Raw genomic sequence first — 24762 nt, forward strand, 5'->3', positions numbered from 1 at the left:
CGACGACCGTTGGTCGCGCTGGACCGCGCTTCCCGCGTGTCGTGCCGGCGTGTCGTCGCGTGTCGGCGACCAACGGTCGTCCGTCGGCTGTGGATGACGTCCGCGCGCGCGGCCCGGCCCCGGGCACGCTGCCGCCATGGACATCCTCACGGCCATGCGCCGACAGGGAGGGGTGGCGACCCATCGCCAGCTCAAGGCGGCCGCGGGGCGACCTGCCCTCGACGAGGCGTTGCGCGCACAGGTGATCCGGAGGGTGGCTCGGGGCCGCTACGTGCTCCCCGACGTCGTCGACGGCGCGCGGGTCGAGGCCCATCGGCTCTGTGCCGTCGTCGGACTCCGCAGTGCCGCAGCCTCCTACGGCTGGTCCCTCAAGGCGCCTCCGGATCGTCCGGAGCTCGTCGTGCCCCGAGGCCGCAAGATGGGCGCCGGTGACCAGTCGGTGGCGAGGATCAGGTGGCAGCGGCTCGAGCCCTCGGACGTCGACGGCTGGCGCACCAGCCCGCTGCGCACGGTGATGGACTGCGCGACGACCCTGCCCTTCGACGAGGCGCTGGCGGTCGCCGACTCGGCACTGAGGTCGCGGCGGCTCACGCAGGCGGATCTGCTGATGGCGGCCGAGCGCCTGCCCGGACGCGGACGGGATGCGGCACTGGAGGTGGCCTGGTTCGCCCGGGAGCGACCGGCCAACGCCTTCGAGTCCGTGATCCGTGCAGTCTCGCTCGACGTCCCGGGGCTGCGACTCGTGCCTCAGGTGCGACTGCTCGTCGGTGGCCGGCGGATCCGGCCGGACCTCGTCGACCGGGAGCTGCGGCTCGTCGTCGAGGGCGACAGCCGCGAGTTCCACACGAGCGAGCGGGCCATCGATGCCGACTGCTGGCGCTACGACGAGCTGGTCCTCGACGACTGGCTCCTCATCAGGGTCTCGTGGGTGCAGGCGATGTTCCAGCAGGAGTGGGTCGCCTCCGTGCTGACCCGCGCGGCCACCCGACAGGACCTCAGGCTGGGGGGTGACCTGCTTCGCCGTCGCGGCCCCCTCCGCCGACCGACGACCATTGGTCGTGCCTGACCCGCACCACCCGCGTGTCGTGCCGGTGTGTCGTCGCGTGTCCGCGACCAACGGTCGTCCGTCGGCAGTGGCGCCCACGGCCGATGGCGTATGCCGGGTGGCTCAGCCCCGCTGGTAGGCGAGCTCGCCGCCCACCCACGTCTGCAGCACCACGGTGTCGCGGATGTCGCCCGCCGAGGCCTCCTCGAGCGCCCACAGGTCGCGGTCTACCGCGACGAGGTCGGCGAGCTGGCCGGGCACGAGGCGGCCGACGTCGGTGCGCCCGACCGACTCGTGCGCGGCGACGGTGAAGGCGTGGACGGCCTCGGTGAGGGTGACCCGCTCCTCCGGCCGCCAGCCGCCGAGGGGCTGGCCGTCGGCCCGCTGACGGGTGACGGCGGCGTGGAGGCCGTAGAAGGGGTTGGGGTCCTCGACGGGCGCGTCCGAGCCGAAGGCCACCCGCACCCCGGCGTCGAGGAAGCTGCGCCAGGCGTAGGAGGCGAGGCGACGCGGGCCGATGATCTCGTCGGCGAGCTCGAGGTCGGCGGTGCAGTGAGTCGGCTGCATCGACGCGACGACGTCGAGGGCGCGGAAGCGCGGGATGTCGACCGGCAGCACGTGCTGGGCGTGCTCGATGCGCAGCAGGCTGTCGAGACCGTCGGCCCGCACCGCCTCGAACGTGCCGAGCACGAGCCGGTTCGCCTCGTCGCCGATGGCGTGCGTGACGACGTCGAGACCGTTGCGTGCGGCCAGCAGAGTGCGCTCGAGCAGCACGTCGTAGGGCATCGCGGCGATGCCGCAGCCCTCGTGGCCGATGAACGGCTCGGTCATGTGGGCCGTGTGCGAGCCGAGCGCGCCGTCGCTGAAGAACTTGACGGGGCCGACGCGGAAGACGTCGTCGCCCTGGCCGGAACGGCGGCCCTCCTCGATCGCGAGCTCGAGGTCGGGGTCGCGCGTGCACTTCGTGACGCGCAGCCGCAGGGCACCGTCCGCGTGCAGCTCGGCGTAGGCCGCGCGGGCGTCCTCGCCGTCGATGTCGGTGATGCTCGTCAGGCCGACGGAGAGGAGCCAGTCCTGACAGCGCTCGAGCCAGGGGCGCAGCGGGGACTCCTCGCGCGGGATGACGTCGAGCAGCTCCTGCGCCGACTCCCGGAGGATGCCGGTCGGCTCGCCCGACGCGTCGCGCACGATCTCGCCGCCGACGGGGTCGGGGGTGTCACGGGTGATCCCGGCCTGTTGCAGTGCAAGGGAATTGGCCCAGATCGTGTGGCCGTCGACGCTCGACAGCGCTGCCACGCGGTCGCCCGAGACGGAGTCGAGCGCGTGGCGGTCGGGCTGCTCGGGGACGGCCCAGCGGTTGTGGTTCCAGCGTCCGCTGTGCAGCCACTCGCCCTCGGGCAGCCCCTCGGCGTGGGCGCGCACGAGCTCGAGCGTCTCCTCGAGCGACCGGGCCTCGCGCAGGTCGACGGACGACAGGTCGCGCGAGAGCCACTCGGTGTGGATGTGGGCGTCGTGCAGGCCGGGCATGACGAGCGCGCCGGGGAGGTCGACGGTGTCGGTGCCTGCCCCAGCAGCCTCGACGGCCTCGGCGCCGACCGCCACGACGCGGCCGTCCTCGACGAGCAGCGCGTCGGTCCAGGGGTCACCGGCGTCGCCGGTCCAGATGCGTTCGTGGCGGAACAGCGTGCGGCTCATGCGGTGGGCACCAGGATGAGCTTGCCCGTCGTGCGGCGACCCTCGAGGGCTTCGTACGCCGCGGCCGCCTCGGCCAGCGGGTATCGACCGCCGACGTCGATCTTCAGGGAGCCGTCGGCCACCGCGCCGAGCACCTCGCCGGCCCGCCACTCGTACTCCGCGCGCTCGGCGACGTAGTGCGCCAGCGTCGGACGCGTCAGGAAGAGCGACCCGCCGCTGTTGAGGCGCTGGATGTCGAAGGGGGGCACCTGCCCGCTCGCCCCGCCGAAGAGGACCATCGTGCCGCGCGGGCGCAGCGAGGCGAGCGACGCGTCGAAGGTCGACCTCCCGACCCCGTCGTAGGCCACGTCGACCCCGCGTCCGGCAGCCTCGCGGACCGCGCCCGCGAGGTCGTCGACGGTCGAGTAGTTGACGAGGTGCTGGGCACCGAGCGCCCTGGCGACCTCGAGCTTCTCGTCGGACCCGGCCGTCGCGACGACGGTCCCGCCGCGGGCCGTCACCATCTGCACGAGGAGCTGCCCCACCCCACCCGCCGCGGCGTGCACGAGGGCGATGTCACCGGGGCCCACGGCATACGTGCTCGTGACGAGGTAGTGGGCCGTGAGGCCCTGCAGCATGGCGGCGGCCGCGATCTCGAGGTCGACGCCGTCGGGGACGGGGACGAGGAGGTGGGCGGGCTTGTTGACGAGCGTCGACTCGCTCCCGGTCGCCTGGCACCACGCGACCCGGTCACCGACGGAGAGGTCGGTGACGCCCGGGCCGACGGCCGTGACGGTGCCGGTGCCCTCCTCGCCGAGGACGAAGGGGGTCGGCACGGGGTAGATGCCCTGGCGCTTGTAGACGTCGATGAAGTTGACGCCGGCGGCGGCCACCTCGACCTGGACCTCACCCTCGGCAGGGTCGGGGAGGTCGTGGTCGCGCACCTGCAGGACACTGCGGTCGCCGGGCTCGGAGACGAAGACGCTGGTCGCTCGGTTCATGCTCGCCACCCTACGACCGCCGCCGCCTCCTCCTCGGGCCGGTGGGCCCGTCGGACCCGGCCTCGCCGATGCGCACGAGCAGTGCCACCTCGTCCTCGAGCGCCGTGAGGAGTGCCTCGGGGTCGGGGACGACGGACTCGTCGGCCATGATCCCGATGCGCACGGCGTCGGCGTAGGTGACGATGCAGAAGCCGAGCGTGTGCCGCCCCGACCCGGGCACCCAGCCGAGCACACCGGTGACCGCGACGCCGCCGAGGTAGCGGACCTCCCGCGGTCCGGCGACGTTGGTCGTCACGCCGATCGCCTTGTCGGCGAAGAAGTCCACGACCCGACGCTCCAGCGTGGCGGGGAAGCGGCCGATGACGGAGATGAGGGCGAAGGTGAGCGCCGCCTCGGGCGAGGCCTTGAGCCAGTCCATCCGTGCCTTCGACAGGGCGAGGCGCCCGAGGGGCGTGGCGTCGCGGCTCGGGAAGCGCAGGAAGACGAGCGCGAAGCGGTTGCCGAGCTCGCGGGGGAGCGGCTCGTCGAGCGGCCGGACGTTGACGGGCACCATCGTCACGAGGTCGACAGGCTCTCGGCCACGCTCGTCCTGGTAGGTGTGCAGGGCGCCCGCGACGGCGCTGAGGAGCACGTCGTTGAGCGTCGCACCGACGAGGCGGCCGGCCTGCTTGAGCCCGGGAAGGGGGAGTGGCTCGGTCCACACGAGGCGCTTGCGGTGGCCCGGGACGCCGCCGACGACACTCCTCGGGTTCGTGGTCAGCAGCAGGTCGGAGACGACCTGTCCGGTGCGGAGGGCCAGTCCGGCGGCGTCCGTCACGGCGGCCCGGGCGCCTTTGGTGCGCAGACGGTTCCAGCCCGACAGGGTGGTCGCCCGGGCGAGCCGGAGACCCGACGCGACGGCCCCGGCCCCCGCGTTCGACGACGCGGCGAGGGGCAGGGTCGCGAGGTCGGTGGTCGCCGGCGGTCCGACGAGGTCGCCGGGCCGGCCATCGGCGTCCTCGGTGAGGCCGAGCAGCACCCGGGTCAGGGCGATGCCGTCGGCCAGCGCGTGGTGGATGCGGAAGACGAGCGCGGCGCCCGGCCCGTGACCGTCGACGAGGTGGACCTCCCAGAGCGGGCGGGAGCGGTCGAACGGGCGAGGCAGGTGCTCCTCGACGTACGCCTGCAGCTCGGCGTCCGCGTCAGCCGGGGTCCCCGCGCCGGAGAGCGTCACCCGCGTCACGTGCCGCGCCAGGTCGAAGTCCGGGTCGTCCTCCCAGCGGTGCCCGGACGGCCCCCGGCGCCGCCTCGCACGCTGGCTGAAGACGGGGTAGGGCTCGATGATCCGCTCGCGGACCACGTCGAGCACTCGGTCCCAGTCGGGCACCGACTCGAGCAGGACGACCGAGACGATGACCATGAGGTTGGTCGGGCGGTCCATGTTGAGCCAGAGGACGTCGGCCGACCCCATCCGCCGCGGCGGGCGTGCCACCTACGGGCCCGCCAGTCGCGAGAGCGCGTCGCCGTCGAGGCGGAAGGTCGTCCAGTCGTCGAGGGACCGAGCGCCGTGGGCGCGGTAGAAGTCGATGGACGGGGTGTTCCAGTCGAGCACCGACCACTCGAGCCGGGTCCAGCCGCGCTCGACGCAGATCGCGGCGAGCCGGGCGAGCAGGGCCTTGCCGAGGCCGTGCCCGCGCTGCTCGGGGTCGACGAAGAGGTCCTCCAGCCAGATGCCGGCCCGGCCGGTCCACGTCGAGAAGCTCCGGAACCAGATCGCCATGGCGACGACCGAGCCCTCCCGCACCCCTACGAGGGCGTATGCCGTGGGGTCGCCGTGGGCGGGGAAGAGGGCTTCGCGGAACTGCTCGGGCGTCGCCGTGGCCGACTCGGGCTCCTTCTCGTAGGTCGCGAGCCCCCGGACGAGGCGGATGAGGTCGGGTACGTCGTCGGCCGAGGCCTCACGGATCAGGAAGTCGCTCACGGCGCCATCCTCTCCCGTCGCGCGTGGCTGTGCGTCGTGGTCCGGTGCTGTGGGTGGTTCGACGTAGGCTTGGTCGATCATGAGCACGCTCTTCGACGACCTCCCCATCCCCGGTTTCGAGCACGGTCAGGGCGCGCCCTCCGGCGGGTCCGGGCGCCCCGGGCGTGGCGCGGACGTCACCGACCAGGGCGTCCCCACGTGGGCCGAGGCCGCGGCCCGCGGCGGCGTCGAGACGGCACCGCAGGGACGCGCCGACCTCGACCCGACGGTCCTGCTCGAGGGGCTCAACCCCGAGCAGCGCGAGGCCGTCGTCCACGAGGGCACGCCGCTGCTCATCGTCGCGGGTGCCGGCTCCGGCAAGACCCGTGTGCTGACGCACCGCATCGCGTGGCTGCTCGGCGAGCGGGGGGCCCAGCCGGGCCAGATCCTCGCCATCACCTTCACCAACAAGGCCGCGGCCGAGATGCGCGAGCGTGTCGAGGCGCTCGTCGGGCCCCGCGCGCGCGCCATGTGGGTCATGACCTTCCACTCGGCCTGCGTGCGGATCCTGCGCCGCGAGGCCGCCAAGGTCGGGATGAAGTCGACCTTCTCGATCTACGACGCCGCCGACAGCCAGCGCCTCATGAGCCTCGTGCTGCGCGACCTGGACCTCGACCCGAAGCGCTACCCGCCCCGCGGCTTCTCCCACCAGGTGAGCAACCTCAAGAACGAGCTCATCGACGAGGAGACCTACGCCGCGCAGGTCACCGAGGGCAACCACTACGAGCGCACCGTCTCCGACGCGTACACCCAGTATCAACGCCGCCTGCGCCAGGCCAACGCCCTCGACTTCGACGACATCATCATGATGACCGTCAACATCCTGCAGGCCTTCCCCGACGTCGCCGAGTACTACCGCCGCCGCTTCCGCCACGTCCTCGTCGACGAGTACCAGGACACCAACCAGGCCCAGTACCAGCTCATCAAGGAGCTCGTCGGTGAGGTCAAGGGCCCCGAGGGCGCCTACGCCGTGCCGCCGGCCGAGCTGTGCGTCGTCGGCGACTCCGACCAGTCGATCTACGCCTTCCGCGGTGCGACGATCCGCAACATCCTCGAGTTCGAGAACGACTACCCCGACGCCCGCACGATCCTGCTCGAGCAGAACTACCGCTCGACCCAGCGCATCCTGCGAGCGGCCAACTCCGTCATCGAGCGCAACGAGGGCCGCCGCGCCAAGAACCTCTGGACCGACTCCGGCGACGGCGCGATGATCACCGGCTACGTCGGGGACAACGAGCACGACGAGGCCGCCTTCGTGGCCAAGGAGATCGACGACCTCGCCGACCACGGCGTCAAGCCCGGCGACGTCGCCGTCTTCTACCGCACCAACGCCCAGAGCCGCGCCATCGAGGAGGTGCTCGTGCGGGTCGGCCTGCCCTACAAGGTGGTCGGCGGCACGCGCTTCTACGAGCGGCGCGAGGTCAAGGACGCCCTGGCCTACCTCCGGGTCGTCTCCAACCCCATCGACACCGTCAACCTGCGGCGCATCCTCAACACCCCCAAGCGCGGCATCGGCGACCGCGCCGAGGCCTGCGTGGCGGCCCTCGCCGAGCGCGAACGCATCCCGTTCGTCGCAGCGCTCGGTCGGGCCGAGGACGCCCCGGGCATCGCCACCCGTTCGGTCGCGGCCATCCAGGGCTTCACGGCGCTCCTCGAGAAGCTCCGCACCTCCTACGAGGCCGACGACAGCGTCGCGGCCCTGCTCGAGATGACGCTCGAGGAGAGCGGCTACCTCGCCGAGCTGCGCGCGAGCCACGACCCGCAGGACGAGACCCGCGTCGAGAACCTCGCCGAGCTCGTCGCCGTCGCGCAGGAGTACGACGACCGCCGCGCCACCGAGCTCGAGGAGTCGGGCGGCGAGCTGGCGCCGGGCGTCGAGCCCGAGGACGTCGGTCCCGCAGGCGCGCTCGAGGAGTTCCTCGAGCAGGTCTCGCTCGTCGCCGACGCCGACGAGATCCCCGACGAGCCCGAGGCCAAGGCGCAGGGCGTCGTCACCCTCATGACGCTCCACACGGCCAAGGGCCTCGAGTTCCCCGTCGTCTTCCTCACCGGCATGGAGGACGGCACGTTCCCGCACATGCGCGCGCTCGGCGACCCCAAGGAGCTCGAGGAGGAGCGCCGGCTCGCCTACGTCGGCATCACGCGGGCCCGTGAGCGGCTCTACCTCTCGCGCGCGGCCGTACGGTCCGCCTGGGGTGCGCCGCAGTACAACCCGCCGTCGCGCTTCCTCGACGAGATCCCGGGCGACCTGCTCGACTGGCAGCGGCTCGGCCCGTCGTTCAGTGGCGCCCGCGGCTCCGACCGTCCCGCCGTGGCGACGCTCGCGGCCCGCCCCGGGGTCCGCAGCGCCGGCAAGCGGCCGGTCATCGCGCTCCAGTCGGGCGACCGCGTCAGCCACGACTCCTTCGGCCTCGGCACCGTCGTGCGCGTCGAGGGCGACGGCGACAAGTCGATGGCACACGTCGACTTCGGCGCCGACACCGGCACGAAGCGCCTCCTGCTGCGCTACGCCCCGCTCGTCAAGCTCTGAGGTCGCGGGGCCCGCTGGGGTCGAGCTCGTCTCAGCCGATGGCGTATGCCGTGTGACCGGGCCCCCGCGTCAGCCGGGCTCCGTTGCGGCACAACGGCATACGGCATACGGCAGAGCAACTGCGGGCTCCGGCTCCGGCGGGACGGCAGATGCGACGCGGCCCGTCCCCCGAAGGGGACGGGCCGCGTGACGTGAGCGGGCCTCGTCAGAGGTAGACGCCGTGCTTGGCGAGCCAGGTGCGGGGCGCGACGGCGCCGCCGTCCTCGGGGTGGATCTCGAGGTGCACGTGCGGGCCGGTCGAGTTGCCGGTGCTGCCGCTGTAGGCGATGCGCTGACCGGGGGAGACCTCTTCGCCGACGGACACGAGCAGGCGGCTGTTGTGCGCCATCCACGAGACGGTGCCGTCCCAGTAGCGGATCTTGACCATGTTGCCGTAGCCCTCGTTGGACCATCCGGCGAAGACGACGGTGCCGCTCGAGAGGGCCCGGACCGTGCTGCCCGTGGGGCACGCGAGGTCCTGGGCGGGGTGCATCTTGCCCCAGCGGAAGCCGAAGCCCGAGGTGAGGGTGTAGCCGGCGACCGGGGAGACCCAACGGTGGGCCTTGGCGATGGCGCGCTCGCGGGCGGCCGCCTTGGCCTTGGCGGCGGCCTCGGCCTTCGCCTTCTCGGCGGCGGCCTTGGCGGCCGCGGCCTTCGCCGCAGCGGCCTGGGCCTGCTCGGCGGTCTGCTCGGCGGAGGCGGTCGCGCTGACGATGAGCGACTTGGCGTCGCGGGCCATGTCCCGCGAGGAGCGGGCGCCCGACCGGTTCGCGGCGGCAGCAGCGACGACGTCGGGGTCTGCGGCCAGGCCGAGACCGGCGACCGAGTTGGAGACGTTCTTCATGGCAGCCGCCTCGGGGCTGAGCTGGCTCGCGCCGGCGTCGCGGATGACGAGGCCACCGGCGACGGTCGAGGAGAGCAGAGCAACGGGGACGACGAACTGTCGACCCCGTGAAGGCTTGGCTGCCGGCCTGTGCCGGCCGGTGTAACTGGATTTGGGCACGAAAGAACTACCTAACGGTCACAGATTGCGAGCCGCCAGCCTAACGTGACCATTTCGTTATCCAAAATCACGCCACGTATCTGGACGTCCCGGCGTCGCGGTGGAGGGCTCGCGACTGCGCTCGACACTAGGGCATGCCGAGCCCTCGGTGAAGGATTTGCACAGGCGGATCTGCGCGAATTCGCACCGTGACGTGACCGGCGTGTGACGTCGTCAACGCGTGGGTGCGACACGCCCCGCGGTGCTAGCACGACGGGCCGTCGACGTGCTAGTGCGCCGGCTCCCCAGCGAGCTGACGCCGGGCGTGACCGTCGCCCCCGAGGTGTCGAGGTGGGCGAGGGCCGTGGAGATCCCGTGCACGACGCTGCTCGTGATGGGCAGGCTCATGTGGCCGACGCCGTGCAGGGCGATGTTGTGCACGGTGAGGTCGTCGTGGTGCAGCGCGGCGTTGCGCTGGGGCACGACGACCTGGTCGAGGTCGGACCAGTAGACGAGGAACCGGGTCTGGCACTCCTTGACCGGGGCGGCGAGCTCGTCCATGAGGGCGCTGCCGGGGCGCAGCTGGCGGGTCAGGCCGTTGTTCCACGTGTAGGCGAGGTAGCTGCCCTGGTGCGGTGTGCCGAGCGTGACGAGGGTGTGCACGTGCTGGTCGCCACCGAGACGGGTCACGTAGTAGCGCGCGATGAGGCCGCCCATCGAGTGGCCGATGACGTGGATCCGCTCGTAGCCGGTCTCCTCGACGATGCGCTCGACCTCTGCGCCGAGGGCAGCCGCCGCGGCGCGGACGTCGCCGGTGAAGATGGAGTAGTTGATCGTCTCGATGCGCCCGAAGCCGCGGCGCACGAGCCCGCGCCGCAGGACGGTGAAGATCGACCGGTTGTCGACCATGCCGTGCACGAGCAGGATCGGCGTCTCGGCCGCCTCGACGTTCTGGATCGCGAGCCCACGCTGGCTCGGTGGCAGGTGCCCGAGCCGGTAGCCCTGGCGCCGGTCGCTGGCGCGCGACCCGAACAGCCCGAGCGGGTAGAGCCCGAGGTGCAGGCCCATCCACGTCGCCTCGAGGGCCGCGCCGGCGATCCCGGTCGGGGTCAGGAGCGCACCGGCCACCTCCCCGACGGCCGCGAGGAAGCCCCGAGGTCCCGACGCGTCACACGTCGGGGTGCCGGCCTGTCGCGGCGTCATCGCCGCCCGTGCTGCCACTGCCACGCCTCGAACGTACCCCGACCGGTGGGCGATGCATCACTATTGCGCGTCGCGTCTCGCGGGGCTGGCTAGAGTGCCCGGCATGAGCGAGTCCCTGGGCGCCGACGCCGTTGCCGTGACCGACGACGAGACCGCGGGCGCGACCGGAGCGGGGTCGACGTCGACCGACGTCATCCGCGTGGTCGTGGCCAAGCCGGGCCTGGACGGGCACGACCGGGGCGCCAAGGTCGTGGCTCGGGCGCTGCGCGACGCCGGCATGGAGGTCATCTACACCGGCCTGCACCAGACGCCCGAGCAGATCGTCGAGGCGGCCATCCAGGAGGACGCCGACGTCGTCGGGCTCTCGGTGCTCTCGGGCGCCCACATGACCCTCTTCGCCCGCGTCGTCGAGCTCCTCGCCGAGCGCGACGCGAGCGACATCATCGTCTTCGGAGGCGGCATCATCCCCGAGGACGACATCCCCGAGCTCGAGAAGCTCGGCGTGGCCAAGGTCTTCACGCCGGGCGCCACGACGATGGAGATCGTCGGCTGGGTCCGCGAGCACGTCCACGCCGCCTGACCGCCTGACCACCCCCGCGCTGGCCCGACGTTTCGCGCGCTCGACGCCCGAGCGCGCGAAATCTGACACGAGCTCGCAGAATTCTGCGCGCCTGATGCCTGGTTCGCGCGCCCGGACCCTCCCGGCCACTGTCCACACCCCACTGACCCGAGGCCTCGTCGTCCACAGCCGGCCGACGTCGCCTGCGCGCGACCACCTCGAGCCGACAGCCTGCGAGGGTGAACCTCGAGCTCATCGCCAGACACGGAGTCTTCAGCGCACGAGAAGCCCTGCGCGCCGGCATCGACGGACGGGCGTTGGCCCTGCTGTGCCGCCGCTCGACCTGCACGCGGCTGACCCATGGGTGGTATGCCGTGGGCGTCCCCGCGAGCGAGCGTGACCGTCACAGGCTCACGGCCATCGCGCTGTCCCGAGCCTACGAAGGGGCCGCCGTGGTGAGTCACTCTTCGGCGCTCGTCCTGCTCGGGTTGCCCCTGCACCGCGTCGACCTCGATGTCGTACACCTGACTCGCGTGAGGCCAGCCGACGCCGAGCCGCCTCAACCCTGGAGTGGTCAGTCGCGCCGTCGTTCCGGCCTCCTGGTCCACCGCGAGCAGGAGGGAGTCTCGTGGAGCGGTGTCGAGCCGGATGGTGCCCACGGGGAGACGGTCCCACTGGCACCTGTCGCGTACGCCGTCGTCGGTAGCGGGCTCGTGGGCGACCCCACGGGAGCCCTCGTGGCTGCCGACGCCGCCCTCGCCCGAGGTCTGCTGACGACCGAGTCGCTGTCCGGAGCCCTTGCCGACTTCGAGGGCCACCGGGGCGTGGGCCCCGTGCGCGCCGCGCTTCGGTGTGCGGACGCCCGTCACGAGTCTCCGGGTGAGTCACTCACGGCCTACGTCCTGCGTGGGCTCGGCCACGAGGTCGAGCCGCAGTTCACGGTGGTGACCGAGGGAAAGACCTACCGGGCCGACTTCCGGATCGCCGGCACCCGCGTCCTCGTCGAGTTCGACGGCAGGGTGAAGTACGCCTCGGGTGCCGGCGCCGTCCTCTTCGACGAGAAGCGTCGGGAGGACGCGCTGCGCCGGTCCGGGTGGGTCGTGGTTCGGCTCACCTGGTCCGAGCTCGCACGGCCGGAGCTCGTGCAAGGGCGCGTCCTCGAGGCCCTACGCCTGGCGGCCGTCGCCGCCTGAAAGGGTGCACGTCGTCGGCGCCGCCACTGACGCGTGACTCACCCGGCATACGCCCGGATCGCGCGCTCACACCAGAAGCGCGCGATCCGCCGACGGGGCGCGCGAAAAGTCCCGCGCACTCGGTGTGTTTCGCGCGCTCGCACCAGAAGCGCGCGAAACGGAGGCAGCGGAGGGGGAGGTGGCGGTGTGATCTTCGTCCGGTCGCGCGCACCCGATGACGTCGCCACAGGTCAGAGCCACTAGAGTCCGAGGGACAGCCTGATTCGGTTGCGCCTCGGCGCAGGGCACGTCCGAGCGCGAGAGCGTGAGCACGTGAGCCCCGGGACGCCGCAGCGACGCGATCGACGACGATTCGAATCGACGACGAGGACGGACCCCACCCGTGGATCTCTTCGAGTACCAAGCCCGCGACATGTTCGAGAAGCACGGGGTGCCCGTGCTGGCCGGCGCCATCGCCACCACCCCTGAGCAGGCCCGAGCGGCCGCTGAGCAGATCGGACCGAAGTCGGGCGGTGTCACCGTCGTCAAGGCGCAGGTGAAGACCGGCGGCCGCGGCAAGGCCGGTGGCGTCAAGGTCACGAAGAGCCCCGAGGAGGCGCAGGCCGCCGCCGAGGCGATCCTCGGGATGGACATCAAGGGCCACACCGTGGGCACCGTGATGATCGCCCAGGGCGCCCGCATCGCCGAGGAGTACTACTTCTCCGTGCTGCTCGACCGCGCGAACCGCACCTACCTCGCGATGTGCTCCAAGGAGGGCGGCATGGAGATCGAGCAGCTCGCTGTCGAGCGCCCGGAGGCCCTGGCTCGCATCGCCGTCGACCCCAACACGGGCATCGACGCCGCCAAGGCGCAGGAGATTGTCGACGCCGCCGGCTTCGACGACGCCGACAAGGCCGCGATCGCCGACGTCATCCAGAAGCTGTGGACCGTCTACCGCGAGGAGGACGCGACGCTCGTCGAGGTCAACCCGCTCGTCAAGACCGAGGACGGCCAGATCGTCGCCCTCGACGGCAAGGTGACCCTCGACGAGAACGCCGGCTTCCGCCACCCGGACCACGAGGCGCTCGAGGACACGGCCCACGCGGACCCGCTCGAGGCAGCGGCCAAGGAGAAGGACCTCAACTACGTCAAGCTCGACGGCTCCGTCGGCATCATCGGCAACGGCGCGGGTCTCGTCATGAGCACCCTCGACGTCGTCGCCTACGCCGGTGAGGAGTTCGGCGGCCAGAAGCCGGCCAACTTCCTCGACATCGGTGGCGGCGCGAGCGCCGAGGTCATGGCCAACGGCCTGCACATCATCCTGTCGGACCCCCAGGTCAAGAGCGTCTTCGTCAACGTCTTCGGTGGCATCACCTCCTGCGACGCCGTGGCCAACGGCATCGTCGGTGCGCTCGACGCCCTCGGTGACGAGGAGGACCGTCCGCTCGTCGTGCGCCTCGACGGCAACAACGTCGAGGAGGGTCGCCGCATCCTCCAGGAGCGCAACCACCCGCTCGTGACGATCGAGCCGACGATGGACGGCGCCGCGCGCCGCGCCGCCGAGCTCGCCGCCGGCCCCGCCGCCAACTGACCCCCGAGCCACAGAAGAGAGAACGACGAACATGGCTATCTTCCTCAACGCCGACTCGAAGGTCATCGTCCAGGGCATGACCGGGTCCGAGGGCATGAAGCACACCCAGCGCATGCTCAAGTCGGGCACCGACATCGTCGGCGGCGTCAACCCCCGCAAGGCCGGCACGACGGTCGACTTCGAGGGCGGCGTCTCCGTCCCCGTCTACGGCACGGTCAAGGAGGCTGTCGAGGCCACCGGCGCCAACGTGTCCGTGATCTTCGTGCCCGCGCAGTTCACCAAGGCCGCGGCCGTCGAGGCGATCGACGCCGAGATCCCGCTCGCCGTCGTCATCACCGAGGGCGTCGCCGTCAAGGACACCGCGGAGTTCTACAACTACGCCAAGGACAAGGGCACGACGCGCATCGTCGGCCCGAACTGCCCCGGCCTCATCACCCCGGGCGTCAGCAACGCGGGCATCATCCCGGCCGACATCTCGGGCACCGGCCGCATCGGCCTCGTCTCGAAGTCGGGCACGCTGACCTACCAGATGATGTACGAGCTGCGTGACTTCGGCTTCAGCTCGGCCGTCGGCATCGGTGGCGACCCGATCATCGGCACGACGCACATCGACTGTCTCGAGGCGTTCCAGAACGACCCCGACACCGACGCGATCGTCATGATCGGCGAGATCGGTGGCGACGCCGAGGAGCGTGCGGCCGCCTACATCAAGGACCACGTGACGAAGCCGGTCGTCGGCTACGTCGCCGGCTTCACCGCCCCCGAGGGCAAGACGATGGGCCACGCCGGCGCCATCGTCTCCGGCTCGTCGGGCACCGCGCAGGCCAAGAAGGAGGCCCTCGAGGCCGCCGGCGTCAAGGTCGGCAAGACGCCGACCGAGACGGCCGACCTCATGCGCGAGATCATGAAGGACCTCGCGAAGTAAGCTGCGCGACAAGCGATCTCGAGCGGGCGGTCACCCTCGGGTGGCCGCCCGCTTCGCTGTCCTCGGAGGGCGTATGCCGTGTGGTGAGCCCGGCGCCCACGGTGCCCGCGAGCGTGGCCCGGCGGGACGGCATACGCGATCCGGTCAGCAGGCCATGAGGCCGATGACGTAGCCGCGGGCGCGCAGCTTCGGGATGAGCAGGTCGACCGCGGCCACGGTCTGGGACCGATCGCCGCCGCCGTCGTGGAGCAGGATCCGCGAGCCCGGACGCACCGCGGCGAGGACGCGGCTCACGATCACCGAGGTCCCAGGTCGCGACCAGTCGCGCGGGTCGACGGTCCAGAGGATCTGGCGCTGGCCACGGTTGGCGATGATCGTCGCGATGCGCGAGTTCGTCGCCCCGTAGGGCGGGCGCACGCAGCGCGGCCGGTAGCCGAGCGCCGACTCCATCCGGTTCAGCTGGGACGTGACGGCCGAGCTCGACAGGGTCGTGAGGTCGGGGTGGCTCCACGTGTGGTTGCCGATGAGGTTGCCGTAGGTGCGCAGGCTGCGGGTGATGGACGGGTACCACGAGACGTTCTGGCCGACCTCGAAGAAGACGGCGTGCACGCCGTACTTCCGCAGGACGGACAGCATCCTCGGGGTCCACGTCGCGTGCGGCCCGTCGTCGAACGTGAGGTAGACGGTGCCCACGTAGGCCACGGGCACGGAGTCGACCTCGACGGGCGCGGTGGCGACGACGCCGGGTGGCGTGGACGAGGTGGGGGTCGAGGCGGTCGGGCCGCCGGCGGTGACGGTGAGGGCGAGCACTGCCAGGAGGGTCGCCAGCAGGTGGAGGTTTCTGCTGCTCATGATGGGTCATCCCTTTCACCTCCATCGTCCCTCTGCCGGGCCGGGGGCGCGTGGGTTCGGGGCTGATCCGTGCCTCACATCCGGCGCTCTCGGTGCCCATCGGCGTGGGTGCTCGCTCCGCGGCGGCGATCTTGTGACCATGGGAGCGACCCCGCACGAGCCGCAGGACCCGCAGCGCAGGAGTGAGACCACTGGCCCCGCCGAGCACGACCACGACGTCGACGACCACGTCGGCGACCTCGTCGACCAGCCCGTCGACGGCGATGCCGGCCGCCCTGCGCGCCGGCGCCCTCGCCGCCGTCGGCACGTGGGCGGTCGTCGTCCTGCCCGCGCTCATCGGCTGGGTGGCCGCGCCCGAGAGCTCGGTCGGGTGGTTCTCGGCCGTCTCGGTCGCCAGCGCCGTCTGGTTCCTCGGCCACGGCCAGTCCGTCGGCGCCGGCGACGTGTCGATATCCATGACACCGCTGGTCCTCCTGCTCGTCTTCGTCCTCATCGCCTACCGCTGGGCCCGTCGTCTCGCGGCGACCGAGCGGCTGCGTGTGGGTGCGGGCGACTGGAGCCGCGTCGCGCAGTGGGGCGTCGTGCCGGGCTTCGTCATCGGCTACGGCCTCGTGTCGGCGGTCTTCGCGCTCTTCACCCTCGGGGGTCCGGCGACGCCCGGAGCCGCCGCCGTCGTGGGGTCCCTGCTCGTGCCGCTCTCGGCGCTCGGCTTCGTCATGCTCCGGCCCGACGACGAGACCGCGCCGGCGTTCGTGCGCACGTGGTTCCGTCGCGGCCCGACGTGGCTGCCGACGGTGTGGCGCACCGGCTGGCGCGGCGCGGGCGTGCTGCTCGCCCTCGGCTTCGTCGTCGTCGTGGTGCGACTCGTCGTGTCGTGGTCCACCGTCGCCGACACCCAGGACCAGTACGGCGCCAACCTCGGCGCGGTCGTCGTCATCGCGCTCGCGCAGCTCGCCCTCCTCGGCAACGCGGCCACGTGGGCGCTCTCGTTCCTCGCCGGCCCGGGCTTCCAGGTCGCCCTCGGCTCGACGATCTCGGCCGGCGCCGCCCAGCCCGGGCTGCTGCCGCTCGTGCCCGTCCTCGGCGCCCTGCCGCAGGCCGGCGACTACCCGGCGGCGATGTATGCCGTCGTGCTGGCCCCCGTGCTCGTCGGCGTCTGGCTCGGTCGCCGGGTCGATGCCGAGCTCGAGTTCTTCGGCAACGTGCGGGCCCGGCTGTCGGCCACCGCTGTCGCGGCGGTCGTCGCGGTCGCGGTCGTCATCGTGCTCACGGCGCTCGGCAACGGTGCGGTCGGCGTCGACCGCCTCTCGGCCGTCGGCGCGCACCTGTGGTCGTTCGCGGCGGCCCTGACGGCTGAGGTCGTCGGTGGCGCGCTGCTCTTCGCGGGCGTGCTCGTGCTGCGAGAGCGTCGTGGCGAGGAGCCCGAGCGCGAGCAGCCGCCGGTGGAGGCCGCGGAGGCCGGGCCCGAGGCGGACACCTCGACGTCCGACGAGGGCTGACGAGGGCTGACGAGGGGGGAACGGCCGACCGGGTCGGGCGCTCAGCGCACGACGAAGCCCATCATCCCGGCGTCCCTCATCTGCGCGCAGTCGCCCTCGGCGATGCTCGTCTGAGCGCCGGCGACGCACTCCTCGTAGGCGCGGACCGAGTCGTAGAAGACGACCTGGAGCGCCAGCGTCGACAGCAGCATCGCGGAGATGACGAGCGTCACGACCGGCCACACCTTCTCCTTGCCGCCGCGCGTCGACAGGAAGCGGAGCAGGCGCACCGTCAGCACGACCGCGAGCACGAGCGGCATGACGGCGACGAAGCGCTTCGGGAGCGGGAGATACATCGCCACGAGGCCGAGCAGGACGAGGAGCGCGACGGGCAGGGTGCGCTTCGCCTTCTCACGGGCGAACGCGATCTCCTGCTCCTGCTGCGGCTCGGTCATGCGGTCCATCCTCGCCCATGGATGAGCCCGGACCCGCATCGGGCCGCAGCGCTACACTCCGGCGCGTGACGACCGACGCCCTCGCCAGCACGTCCGTGACGACCGACGGCGCGGTGCCCGTCGTCGTCCTGGTGTCAGGCTCCGGCACGCTGCTGCAGGCCCTGCTCGACGCCTCGGCCGACCCGGCGTACGGCGTGCGGATCGCCGCGGTGGGGGCCGACCGCCCGTGCGCGGGGCTCGAGCGGGCCGAGCGGGCCGGCATACCGACCTTCGTCGTGCGCCCGGCCGACTTCGAGGACCGCGCCGCGTGGGACCTCGCCCTGGCCGAGCAGGTCGCCGCGGCCGGACCGCGCTTCGTCGTCACGGCCGGCTTCATGCGGATCCTCGGCCCGGCGACCCTCGGGGCGCAGCCTGTCGTCAACACCCATCCCGCCCTCCTGCCGAGCTTCCCCGGGGCGCACGGCGTGCGCGACGCGCTCGCGTACGGCGTCAAGGTGACCGGCACGACGTGCCACGTCGTCGACGCCGGCGTCGACACCGGACCGATCATCGAGCAGCGGGTCGTCGCGGTCGAGGACGACGACACCGAGGAGAGCCTGCACGAGCGGATCAAGGTCCAGGAGCGCGACCTGCTCGTCGACGTCGTGAGCCGGCTCGCGCGCGAGGGCTTCGCCGTCGACGGTCGACGAGTTCGGATCGGGCGGGGCTGACCGCTACGCTGGTCGCACACGACTGGCGCGGGTGGGACACCACCGGGGAGTGACGTCGGGAGCATCGACCGCCTGGGTGCCTCGCGAGAACGGATGCCGTCCGGCCAGACCGACCGGACGCGCCGCGACCGATGTCACCGAACCAGGAGTGCACCCATGACCGCTGCCCCGTCCGCCGCGCCGTCCACCGACACCGACGGCCGCCGCCCGATCAAGCGGGCCCTCGTCTCCGTCTACGACAAGTCCGGCCTCGACGAGCTGGCCCGGGCCCTCGACGCCGCGGGGGTCGCCATCGTCTCGACCGGCTCGACGGCGAAGACGATCGCCGCCGCGGGGGTGCCCGTGACGCAGGTCGAGGAGCTGACCGGCTTCCCCGAGTGCCTCGACGGCCGGGTCAAGACGCTGCACCCCAGGGTGCATGCCGGCATCCTCGCCGACACGCGCAACGAGGACCACATGCAGCAGCTCGCCGACCTCGGCGTCGAGGCCTTCGACCTCGTCGTCGTCAACCTCTACCCCTTCCGCGAGACCGTCGCGTCGGGCGCCAGCGAGGACGAGTGCGTCGAGCAGATCGACATCGGCGGCCCGTCGATGGTGCGCGCCTCCGCCAAGAACCACGCGAGCGTCGCCATCGTGACGAGCCCGGCGGCATACGCCCACGTCACGGAGGCGCTGGGCGCAGGCGGCTTCACGCTGGCCGAGCGTCGTCGCCTCGCGGCCGAGGCGTTCGTGCACACCGCGAGCTACGACAACGCCGTCGCGAGCTGGATGGGCAACGTCGTCGCCGACACGAGCGACGGCACCGGCTTCCCGGCCTGGACGGGCGCGACCTTCGACCGCGCAGCGGCGCTGCGCTACGGCGAGAACCCGCACCAGAGCGCGGCGCTCTACCGCCACTGGCGTCCCGGCGTGGCGAGCGCCGAGCAGCTGCACGGCAAGGAGATGTCCTACAACAACTACGTCGACACGGACGCCGCCGTGCGTGCCGCGCACGACCACGGCGACCAGCCGACCGTGGCGATCATCAAGCACGCCAACCCGTGCGGCATCGCCGTGGGCGGCACCATCGAGGAGGCCTACGAGCGGGCCCACGCGACCGACCCCGTGAGCGCCTACGGCGGCATCATCGCGGCCAACCGGACCGTCACCGCGGCGATGGCGGCGGCTGCCAAGCCGGTCTTCACCGAGGTCATCATCGCGCCAGACTACGAGCCCGAGGCCCTCGAGATCCTCACGGCCAAGAAGAACCTCCGTGTCCTGCGCCTGCCCGCCGGGATGGCGCAGGCGGACGACCCGATCGAGACGCGCGCCATCAGCGGTGGCCTGCTCGTGCAGACCGTCGACAAGGTCGACGCCGTCGTGCGCGGCGAGGGTGACGCGGTCACCGGTGGCGACGACGCCGCGAACTGGCGGCTCGTCGCGGGTGAGGCCGCGGACGACGCGACGATCGCCGACCTGCAGTTCGCCTGGCGCGCGATCCGTGCCGTGAAGTCCAACGCGATCCTGCTCGCCAAGGACGGCGCCGCGGTCGGCGTCGGCATGGGCCAGGTCAACCGCGTCGACTCGTGCTACCTCGCCGTGCGACGCGCGGGGGAGGAGCGCGCCCGTGGCTCCGTCGCCGCGTCCGACGCGTTCTTCCCGTTCGCCGACGGCCTGCAGATCCTGCTCGACGCCGGGGTGCGCGCCGTCGTCGCGCCCGGTGGCTCGATCCGCGACGAGGAGATCATCGAGGCGGCCAAGGCCGCCGGCGTCACGATGTACTTCACGGGGACGCGCCACTTCGCGCACTGAGACTCCGATCGACGGCCACGCCCCACGCCCGGGTCGTGGCCGTCGTCGTCTCCACGCGGGCGTATGCCGTGTGCCGCGGCGGAGAGCCCGCGCGCCCATCTCCGCGGCGGGGTATGTCGTCTGGGCGGAGCTGGCCTGGGTGCTGGGCGGCTCAGCCGGCGCGGCGCAGCCCTCTCCGACCGAGGACGACGACCACCGTGGCCGCGACCACGACGGACAGGAGCAAGGCCGTGACCGAAGCCGCTGCGCCGACCGTCTCGTTGACGCTCCAGGCGACCCCGGCGACGATCGCGACCAGGGCGCAGGCTGCCGGGAAGACGCCGATGAGCACGACCTTCTCACGCGTCGTCCATCCGCGGGCGATCACGACGAGGACGGCGAGCACCGGCCACAGCGGCGGATAGAAGAGGGCGAAGAGCAGCTCGGCCGGGTGGGGGCCCGTGACGGCGAAGAACGTCAGCAGCAGCAGGACGAGGAAGCCGAGCACCATGACGACCACCGGCAGCCAACGCCGGTCCTGTGTGGGCGTCGCTGCGCCCGTGCGGGAGCCCGGATCCGCGGCACAGGCCTCGTCGGCGATCTGCTCGGGCGTGCCCAGCCCGGCGAGCGCGCTGCGGACCTGCTCGTCGTCCGCGTCGGCCGGGAGGCTGTCGTGGAGGTGCTCGCGCACGCCGGCGACGACCTCGGTCCGGGTTGCGGGCGGCGCGCCCTCGAGGAGGGCGTCGAGGTGCTGGAGATACGCGTCGACGCGGGGGTGGGTCTGGTTCACGGTCTGCTCCCTGTCTGCAGGTCGACGGCCGCGTCCACGGCGTCGCGGAATGGTGCCCACGTGCGGCGGAAGGCGTCGAGCGTCTCCCGTCCCGAGGCGGTGATCGCGTAGTAGCGGCGGGGCGGCCCCTCGGTCGACTCCTCCCACCTGGTCTCGACGAACCCGGCGGTCCGCAGCCGAGACAGCAGGGGGTAGAGGGTGCCCTCGCCGGTCATGAGGATGCCGTCGCGGGCGAGCCGGCGCGCGATGTCGAGCCCGTAGGTGGGCTCGTCGGCGACCATCGCGAGGACGCAGTGCTCGACCGCACCGCGACGGAGGTGCGTCAGGATGCGTTCGTCGCCCGGTACCATGCGACACAAGGTAGCGGCGCAGACGCTGGCCGGCAAGGACACGCCTCGCCGCCACCGTCGAGAAGCCACGTCGCGCCACCTCGGACGTGACGAGAGGCCAGCACTCGTCACCGAGAACTGGCCTCTCGACCGAACAAGGGGGGCCACGCGTGGTCTTTCGACGGTGTGGCGGTGGTGGAGGTGCGAGGTCAGCGGGTCCAGCGGTAGCCGGTGGGCTCGCCCTCGCCGAGGTCGACGATCGCGGCGACGGGGCCACCACCGTCGGGGCCCTGGTGGGCTGCCGACACGGACACGAAGACCGCCGGATCGCCGGTGACCGAGGCCGTGACGCCACCGACGGCCGACTTGATCTGGCGGTGCCAGTGCACGTCGGAGTCGTCGAGCATCGCGTTGCGCCGGCCGTGCACGGTGCCGTCCTGGCTCACCTCGCACTTGAGGAAGACGTTGACGAGCCGGCCCTGGATGTCGCTGCTGTGCGGGCGCTCCGGCAGGTCGAGCCCGGCGTCCTTGATCGCGCCCCAGACGCCGTCGGCGTCGAGCGCGTCCTGCATGACCGAGTGGCCGATGCGGTAGCGGCCACCGATGCCCGTCGTGTTGCCGACGACGACGACCTGCGCCTGGTCGAGCTCGACGCCCGAGCTGCACGAGGCCACCGACGAGAAGAGCGACCGGTCGTGCATGATGTCGGCGTCGGTCGGCATCTCGATCTCACCGAGGGCGACGGCGATGCCGAGGCCGGTCGTGCCGTTGGAGAGGTCCATCGACTCGTGCGTGTGCTCGGTCCAGACCTCGTGGCCGCGGGACTTCGCGTCGCGGATCGTGTGGATCGTCAGCAGCGGCGTCTTGGTCTGGACGTAGTGCACGTCGGCCGGGTCGGTGATGCCGGCGCGCTCCATGGCGACCTTCACCGCGTCGGCGACCTTCTGCACCATCGCGACGTAGCCGATCTCCTCGGGCTTGATCGGCTCGCTCATCGCGAAGCCGACCGTGAGCCGCGGCTCGTCGGACTGCTCGGCCTTGTCGGCCGGGACGGTGGCGAAGATCGTCGCGTGCGGGCTGATGATGCCGTCGGTGCCGCCGGACCACACGATCGGGACCTGCTTGACCTGCTTGGCCGGGGCGCCCTTCTCGACGAGGACCTCGCGGAAGGCGCGGTCGGCGATGATGCGCGTGTAGTCGTTGACGCCGCCGTTGCCCTCGGTCTTGCCGATGATGGCGACGACACGGCTCGCCTCCATGACACCGTCGTCGATGAGCTTCGCGAGCTCTGACGCGTCGGCGACCGAGTGGATGGGGACCTTGCGCACCTCAATGGCTTCGGGCACGTGAATCACCTTTCTCTTTCAGGGTTTTCGATGACGGTTCCGACGTGGCCGTCGATGGCCGGCGCGAGCTGCTCGAGGGCCGTGATGATCGAGCGCGACCCGCCCGAGCGGACGAAGCGCAGGGCGGCCTCGACCTTCGGGCCCATCGATCCGGACGCGAAGTGGCCGGCGGCGGCATACGCCTCCATGTCGTCGAGCGTGACCCGGCCGATGTCGTGGGCCCCGGGGGTGCCCCAGCCGGCGACGGCGTGTGCGACGTCGGTGGCGATGACGAGGACGTCGGCGTGGACGGCGCGGGCGAGCAGCGCTGCCGTGAGGTCCTTGTCGATGACCGCCTCGACACCGTGCACGCTGCCGTCGGCGGCACGCACGACGGGGATGCCGCCGCCGCCGGCCGTGACGACGACGTAGCCGGCGGCGAGGAGCGTGTGGAGCGTGTGCGTCTCGAGCACCTCGACGGGCTCGGGCGAGGCGACGACCCGGCGCCACCCCTTCTCGCCGCGGTCCTCCCAGCGCTCGCCGTGGTCGATGAGCGTCTGTGCCTGGTCGCGGGGGAGGAATCGCCCGATCGGCTTGGTCGGGTGCGTGAAGCCGGGGTCGTCGGCGTCGACGAGGGTGCGCGTGATGATGGCGGCGACGCGACGCTCGATGCCCCGGGCGGCGAAGGCGGCCTCGAGGGTGTCGAGCAGCGTGAAGCCGATCGTCCCCTGCGTCTGCGCGCCGCACCAGTCGAGCGGGACCGGCGGCACGACACTCGCGGCGAGCTCGTTCTTGACGAGGAGGTTGCCGACCTGGGGCCCGTTGCCGTGGGTGACGACGACCTCGTGCCCGGCGGCGACGAGCTCGGCGAGGTGGTGGCTCGCGGTGGCGATGGCCTCGCGCTGGGCCTGGGGTGTGGCGCTGCCGTCGGGCCCGGTCATGGCGTTGCCGCCCAGCGCCACGAGCACCCTCACGGCGCGTCCTCGGTCGTCATGGCGTGAGCCTAGGGAGCGCGGCCGAGCGGGCGCGTTGTCACCTCCTGCCCAACGCGGCCCCCGACATTGGCAGATGTATGCCGTCGGGTGCGGCCCGCGACCGTGCCGAGCCTGCCGGGTGGGCGGCAGCCGGGACGACGCGCGGCATACCGGTCGGGCGGGTACGAGGAACATAATGTCCGAGGGGGCGCCGTCCGGGGCGCCGCCGACCGAGCCGAGAGGTGGGGGACCGTGGGAGTCGGAGTCCTGCTCGCCGTCGTGGGGGCCATCCTGACCTTCGCGGTGCGGGCCAACACGTCCGTCATCAGCCTGCCCATCGTCGGCGTCATCCTCATGGTCGCGGGCGCCGCGCTCATCTGGCACGGGAGCAAGGGCACCCGGCGCAAGCGCATCATCACGCGTGAGGAGCGCCCCAGCGGCGCGACGACGCCGACGAGCACCGTGCGCCAGACCATCGAGGAACGCGACATCGACTGAGCGACAGGCCGGTCCGCGACCGGTCAGGAGCGGCTGAGCGCGTCCGCCCATGAGCGCGGCTCGCGTCCGAGGAGACGTCGTGCCGTCCTGGCGTCGCCGACGAGACCGCCGCGGTCGTAGGAGGCGAACATCGCCGACAGGTCGTCGCGCGCCTGGGACGTGAGGGACGCCCCGGGTCCGGCGACCCACTCGGCGAGCTCCACGCGTACGGCCTCGACGGGGTGCCCGAGCACGTCGGCCGCGACGCGGGCCTGCTCGCGCACCGAGAGCACCTCGGGGCCGGCGAGGTCGTAGGTCACGCCCTCGTGGCCGGGACAGGTCAGCACCGTCGCCGCGACCTCGGCCACGTCGTCGAGGTCGACGTTCGTGAACGGGACGTCGAGCGAGTAGGGGACCGCGAGCCGCCCGGCGTGGGCCGCGTCGAGGAGGTTCTGGTGGTATGCCGCCGGGCGCAGCACCGTGGCTCCCGGCACGTGGGTGCGCACGACCTTCTCGGCCTCGGCCTTGCGCAGGTGGTGCGGCATCGACGGGTCGTGCGGGTGCAGCACCGAGTGGAACACGAAGTGGGACAAGCCTGCCCGCGCTGCCGCGCCGGCGACCCGGTCGGCGATGGCGACCTCGTCCGGATGGACGTTGGGCGCGAGGTGGTAGACGGCGTCGACACCGGTCACGGCCTCGTCGAGCCCTTGCCCCGTCGAGAGGTCAATGACCGAGATCGACCGGGCCCCAACGGCATACGCTCTCTCGGCCCGTTCCAGCGAGCGAACGGCAGCGATCACGGTGACGCCCTGTGACGTGAGGGCGCGCGTGACGGCGCGGCCGGTCTTGCCGGCCGCGCCGATCACGAGGACCGTCGTCACG

23 protein-coding genes and 1 riboswitch are annotated in these 24762 nt (G+C 72.2%); of the genes, 10 read left to right on the forward strand and 13 right to left on the reverse strand.

Going from position 1 to position 24762, the window contains the following annotated elements:
- The first annotated feature begins 136 nt into the window (after positions 1 to 136).
- The gene (locus ACSSS0_RS16850) at positions 137 to 1066 is read left to right on the forward strand and encodes a type IV toxin-antitoxin system AbiEi family antitoxin domain-containing protein (RefSeq protein ID WP_487228887.1); all 930 of its coding nucleotides are present in this window, start codon (positions 137 to 139) and stop codon (positions 1064 to 1066) included.
- A 102-nt stretch (positions 1067 to 1168) separates the two neighbouring features.
- On the opposite strand, the gene ACSSS0_RS16855 is transcribed toward ACSSS0_RS16850, so the two are convergent.
- Genes ACSSS0_RS16855 through ACSSS0_RS16870 form a run of 4 tightly spaced genes read right to left on the reverse strand, consistent with a single transcriptional unit; the run spans position 1169 to position 5680 of the window.
- Complete coding sequence (locus ACSSS0_RS16855; RefSeq protein WP_487228888.1) at positions 1169 to 2740, reverse strand: amidohydrolase; 1572 nt, start codon at positions 2738 to 2740, stop codon at positions 1169 to 1171.
- Positions 2737 to 3720: a quinone oxidoreductase family protein gene (locus tag ACSSS0_RS16860; protein WP_487228889.1), complete on the reverse strand. Its 984-nt coding sequence runs from the start codon at positions 3718 to 3720 to the stop codon at positions 2737 to 2739. The genes ACSSS0_RS16855 and ACSSS0_RS16860 overlap by 4 nt, the downstream gene beginning before the upstream one ends.
- A 10-nt stretch (positions 3721 to 3730) precedes the next feature.
- Positions 3731 to 5191 (reverse strand): wax ester/triacylglycerol synthase family O-acyltransferase, encoded by a 1461-nt coding sequence (locus ACSSS0_RS16865; protein WP_487228890.1) that lies wholly within the window; start codon positions 5189 to 5191, stop codon positions 3731 to 3733.
- Positions 5192 to 5680, reverse strand: a complete 489-nt coding sequence (locus ACSSS0_RS16870) for a GNAT family N-acetyltransferase (RefSeq protein WP_487228891.1) — start codon at positions 5678 to 5680, stop codon at positions 5192 to 5194.
- A gap of 79 nt (positions 5681 to 5759) precedes the next feature.
- Here ACSSS0_RS16870 and pcrA point away from each other — a divergent pair, with 79 nt between their 5' ends.
- Positions 5760 to 8249, forward strand: a complete 2490-nt coding sequence (gene pcrA, locus ACSSS0_RS16875; protein WP_435986786.1) for a DNA helicase PcrA — start codon at positions 5760 to 5762, stop codon at positions 8247 to 8249.
- Positions 8250 to 8454: 205 nt separating this feature from the next.
- Here the strand turns inward: pcrA and ACSSS0_RS16880 are convergent, their stop codons facing one another.
- Complete coding sequence (locus tag ACSSS0_RS16880) at positions 8455 to 9291, reverse strand: M23 family metallopeptidase (protein WP_487228892.1); 837 nt, start codon at positions 9289 to 9291, stop codon at positions 8455 to 8457.
- Between the two features lie 213 nt (positions 9292 to 9504).
- Entirely contained in the window at positions 9505 to 10497 is a 993-nt protein-coding gene (locus ACSSS0_RS16885; RefSeq protein WP_487228893.1) for an esterase/lipase family protein, read from the reverse strand.
- 79 nt (positions 10498 to 10576) lie between these two features.
- On the opposite strand from ACSSS0_RS16885, the gene ACSSS0_RS16890 reads away from it, so the two are divergent.
- The 4 genes from ACSSS0_RS16890 to sucD all read left to right on the forward strand — a co-directional run bounded on the left by ACSSS0_RS16890 (position 10577) and on the right by sucD (position 14720).
- Complete coding sequence (locus ACSSS0_RS16890; protein WP_435986783.1) at positions 10577 to 11053, forward strand: cobalamin B12-binding domain-containing protein; 477 nt, start codon at positions 10577 to 10579, stop codon at positions 11051 to 11053.
- Positions 11054 to 11271: 218 nt separating this feature from the next.
- The gene (locus ACSSS0_RS16895) at positions 11272 to 12225 is read left to right on the forward strand and encodes a hypothetical protein (RefSeq protein WP_487228894.1); all 954 of its coding nucleotides are present in this window, start codon (positions 11272 to 11274) and stop codon (positions 12223 to 12225) included.
- Positions 12226 to 12607: 382 nt separating this feature from the next.
- Entirely contained in the window at positions 12608 to 13795 is a 1188-nt protein-coding gene (sucC, locus tag ACSSS0_RS16900) for an ADP-forming succinate--CoA ligase subunit beta (RefSeq protein ID WP_435986782.1), read from the forward strand.
- A 31-nt stretch (positions 13796 to 13826) separates the two neighbouring features.
- Entirely contained in the window at positions 13827 to 14720 is an 894-nt protein-coding gene (gene sucD, locus ACSSS0_RS16905) for a succinate--CoA ligase subunit alpha (RefSeq protein WP_435986781.1), read from the forward strand.
- A gap of 144 nt (positions 14721 to 14864) precedes the next feature.
- Here the strand turns inward: sucD and ACSSS0_RS16910 are convergent, their stop codons facing one another.
- A complete protein-coding gene (locus ACSSS0_RS16910) occupies positions 14865 to 15572 on the reverse strand; it encodes a polysaccharide deacetylase family protein (RefSeq protein WP_487228895.1) in 708 nt (235 codons plus the stop codon).
- A gap of 182 nt (positions 15573 to 15754) precedes the next feature.
- Here ACSSS0_RS16910 and ACSSS0_RS16915 point away from each other — a divergent pair, with 182 nt between their 5' ends.
- Positions 15755 to 17071 (forward strand): cell division protein PerM, encoded by a 1317-nt coding sequence (locus tag ACSSS0_RS16915; protein ID WP_487228896.1) that lies wholly within the window; start codon positions 15755 to 15757, stop codon positions 17069 to 17071.
- A gap of 41 nt (positions 17072 to 17112) precedes the next feature.
- Here ACSSS0_RS16915 and ACSSS0_RS16920 read toward each other — a convergent pair whose 3' ends face one another.
- On the reverse strand, positions 17113 to 17505 hold the full coding sequence (locus tag ACSSS0_RS16920) for a hypothetical protein (protein ID WP_487228897.1): 393 nt from the start codon (positions 17503 to 17505) through the stop codon (positions 17113 to 17115).
- A gap of 113 nt (positions 17506 to 17618) precedes the next feature.
- Between ACSSS0_RS16920 and purN the strand changes: the two genes are divergently transcribed.
- Together purN and purH are read left to right on the forward strand one after the other, a co-directional pair.
- Positions 17619 to 18215: a phosphoribosylglycinamide formyltransferase gene (gene purN, locus ACSSS0_RS16925; protein ID WP_435987860.1), complete on the forward strand. Its 597-nt coding sequence runs from the start codon at positions 17619 to 17621 to the stop codon at positions 18213 to 18215.
- 8 nt (positions 18216 to 18223) lie between these two features.
- Positions 18224 to 18300, forward strand: a riboswitch (ZMP/ZTP riboswitch).
- 71 nt (positions 18301 to 18371) lie between these two features.
- On the forward strand, positions 18372 to 20006 hold the full coding sequence (gene purH / locus ACSSS0_RS16930) for a bifunctional phosphoribosylaminoimidazolecarboxamide formyltransferase/IMP cyclohydrolase (RefSeq protein WP_487228898.1): 1635 nt from the start codon (positions 18372 to 18374) through the stop codon (positions 20004 to 20006).
- Positions 20007 to 20157: 151 nt separating this feature from the next.
- Here purH and ACSSS0_RS16935 read toward each other — a convergent pair whose 3' ends face one another.
- The 4 genes from ACSSS0_RS16935 to ACSSS0_RS16950 form a co-directional block, all read right to left on the reverse strand.
- The gene (locus tag ACSSS0_RS16935; RefSeq protein WP_435986776.1) at positions 20158 to 20775 is read right to left on the reverse strand and encodes an HAAS signaling domain-containing protein; all 618 of its coding nucleotides are present in this window, start codon (positions 20773 to 20775) and stop codon (positions 20158 to 20160) included.
- Positions 20772 to 21125, reverse strand: coding sequence for a PadR family transcriptional regulator (locus ACSSS0_RS16940; protein ID WP_487228899.1), 354 nt, complete (start codon positions 21123 to 21125; stop codon positions 20772 to 20774). Before ACSSS0_RS16940 ends, ACSSS0_RS16935 begins: the two co-directional genes overlap by 4 nt.
- 188 nt (positions 21126 to 21313) lie before the next feature.
- Positions 21314 to 22450, reverse strand: coding sequence for a barbiturase (gene bar / locus ACSSS0_RS16945; RefSeq protein WP_487228900.1), 1137 nt, complete (start codon positions 22448 to 22450; stop codon positions 21314 to 21316).
- A 5-nt stretch (positions 22451 to 22455) separates the two neighbouring features.
- Positions 22456 to 23403, reverse strand: a complete 948-nt coding sequence (locus tag ACSSS0_RS16950; RefSeq protein WP_487228901.1) for a carbamate kinase — start codon at positions 23401 to 23403, stop codon at positions 22456 to 22458.
- Positions 23404 to 23655: 252 nt separating this feature from the next.
- Between ACSSS0_RS16950 and ACSSS0_RS16955 the strand changes: the two genes are divergently transcribed.
- Positions 23656 to 23901, forward strand: a complete 246-nt coding sequence (locus tag ACSSS0_RS16955; protein WP_020144810.1) for a hypothetical protein — start codon at positions 23656 to 23658, stop codon at positions 23899 to 23901.
- A gap of 23 nt (positions 23902 to 23924) precedes the next feature.
- Here the strand turns inward: ACSSS0_RS16955 and ACSSS0_RS16960 are convergent, their stop codons facing one another.
- A complete protein-coding gene (locus ACSSS0_RS16960; RefSeq protein WP_487228902.1) occupies positions 23925 to 24761 on the reverse strand; it encodes an SDR family oxidoreductase in 837 nt (278 codons plus the stop codon).
- Position 24762: the final 1 nt, after the last annotated feature.

The sequence above is a fragment of the Terrabacter sp. R4-6 genome (genome assembly GCF_057529065.1).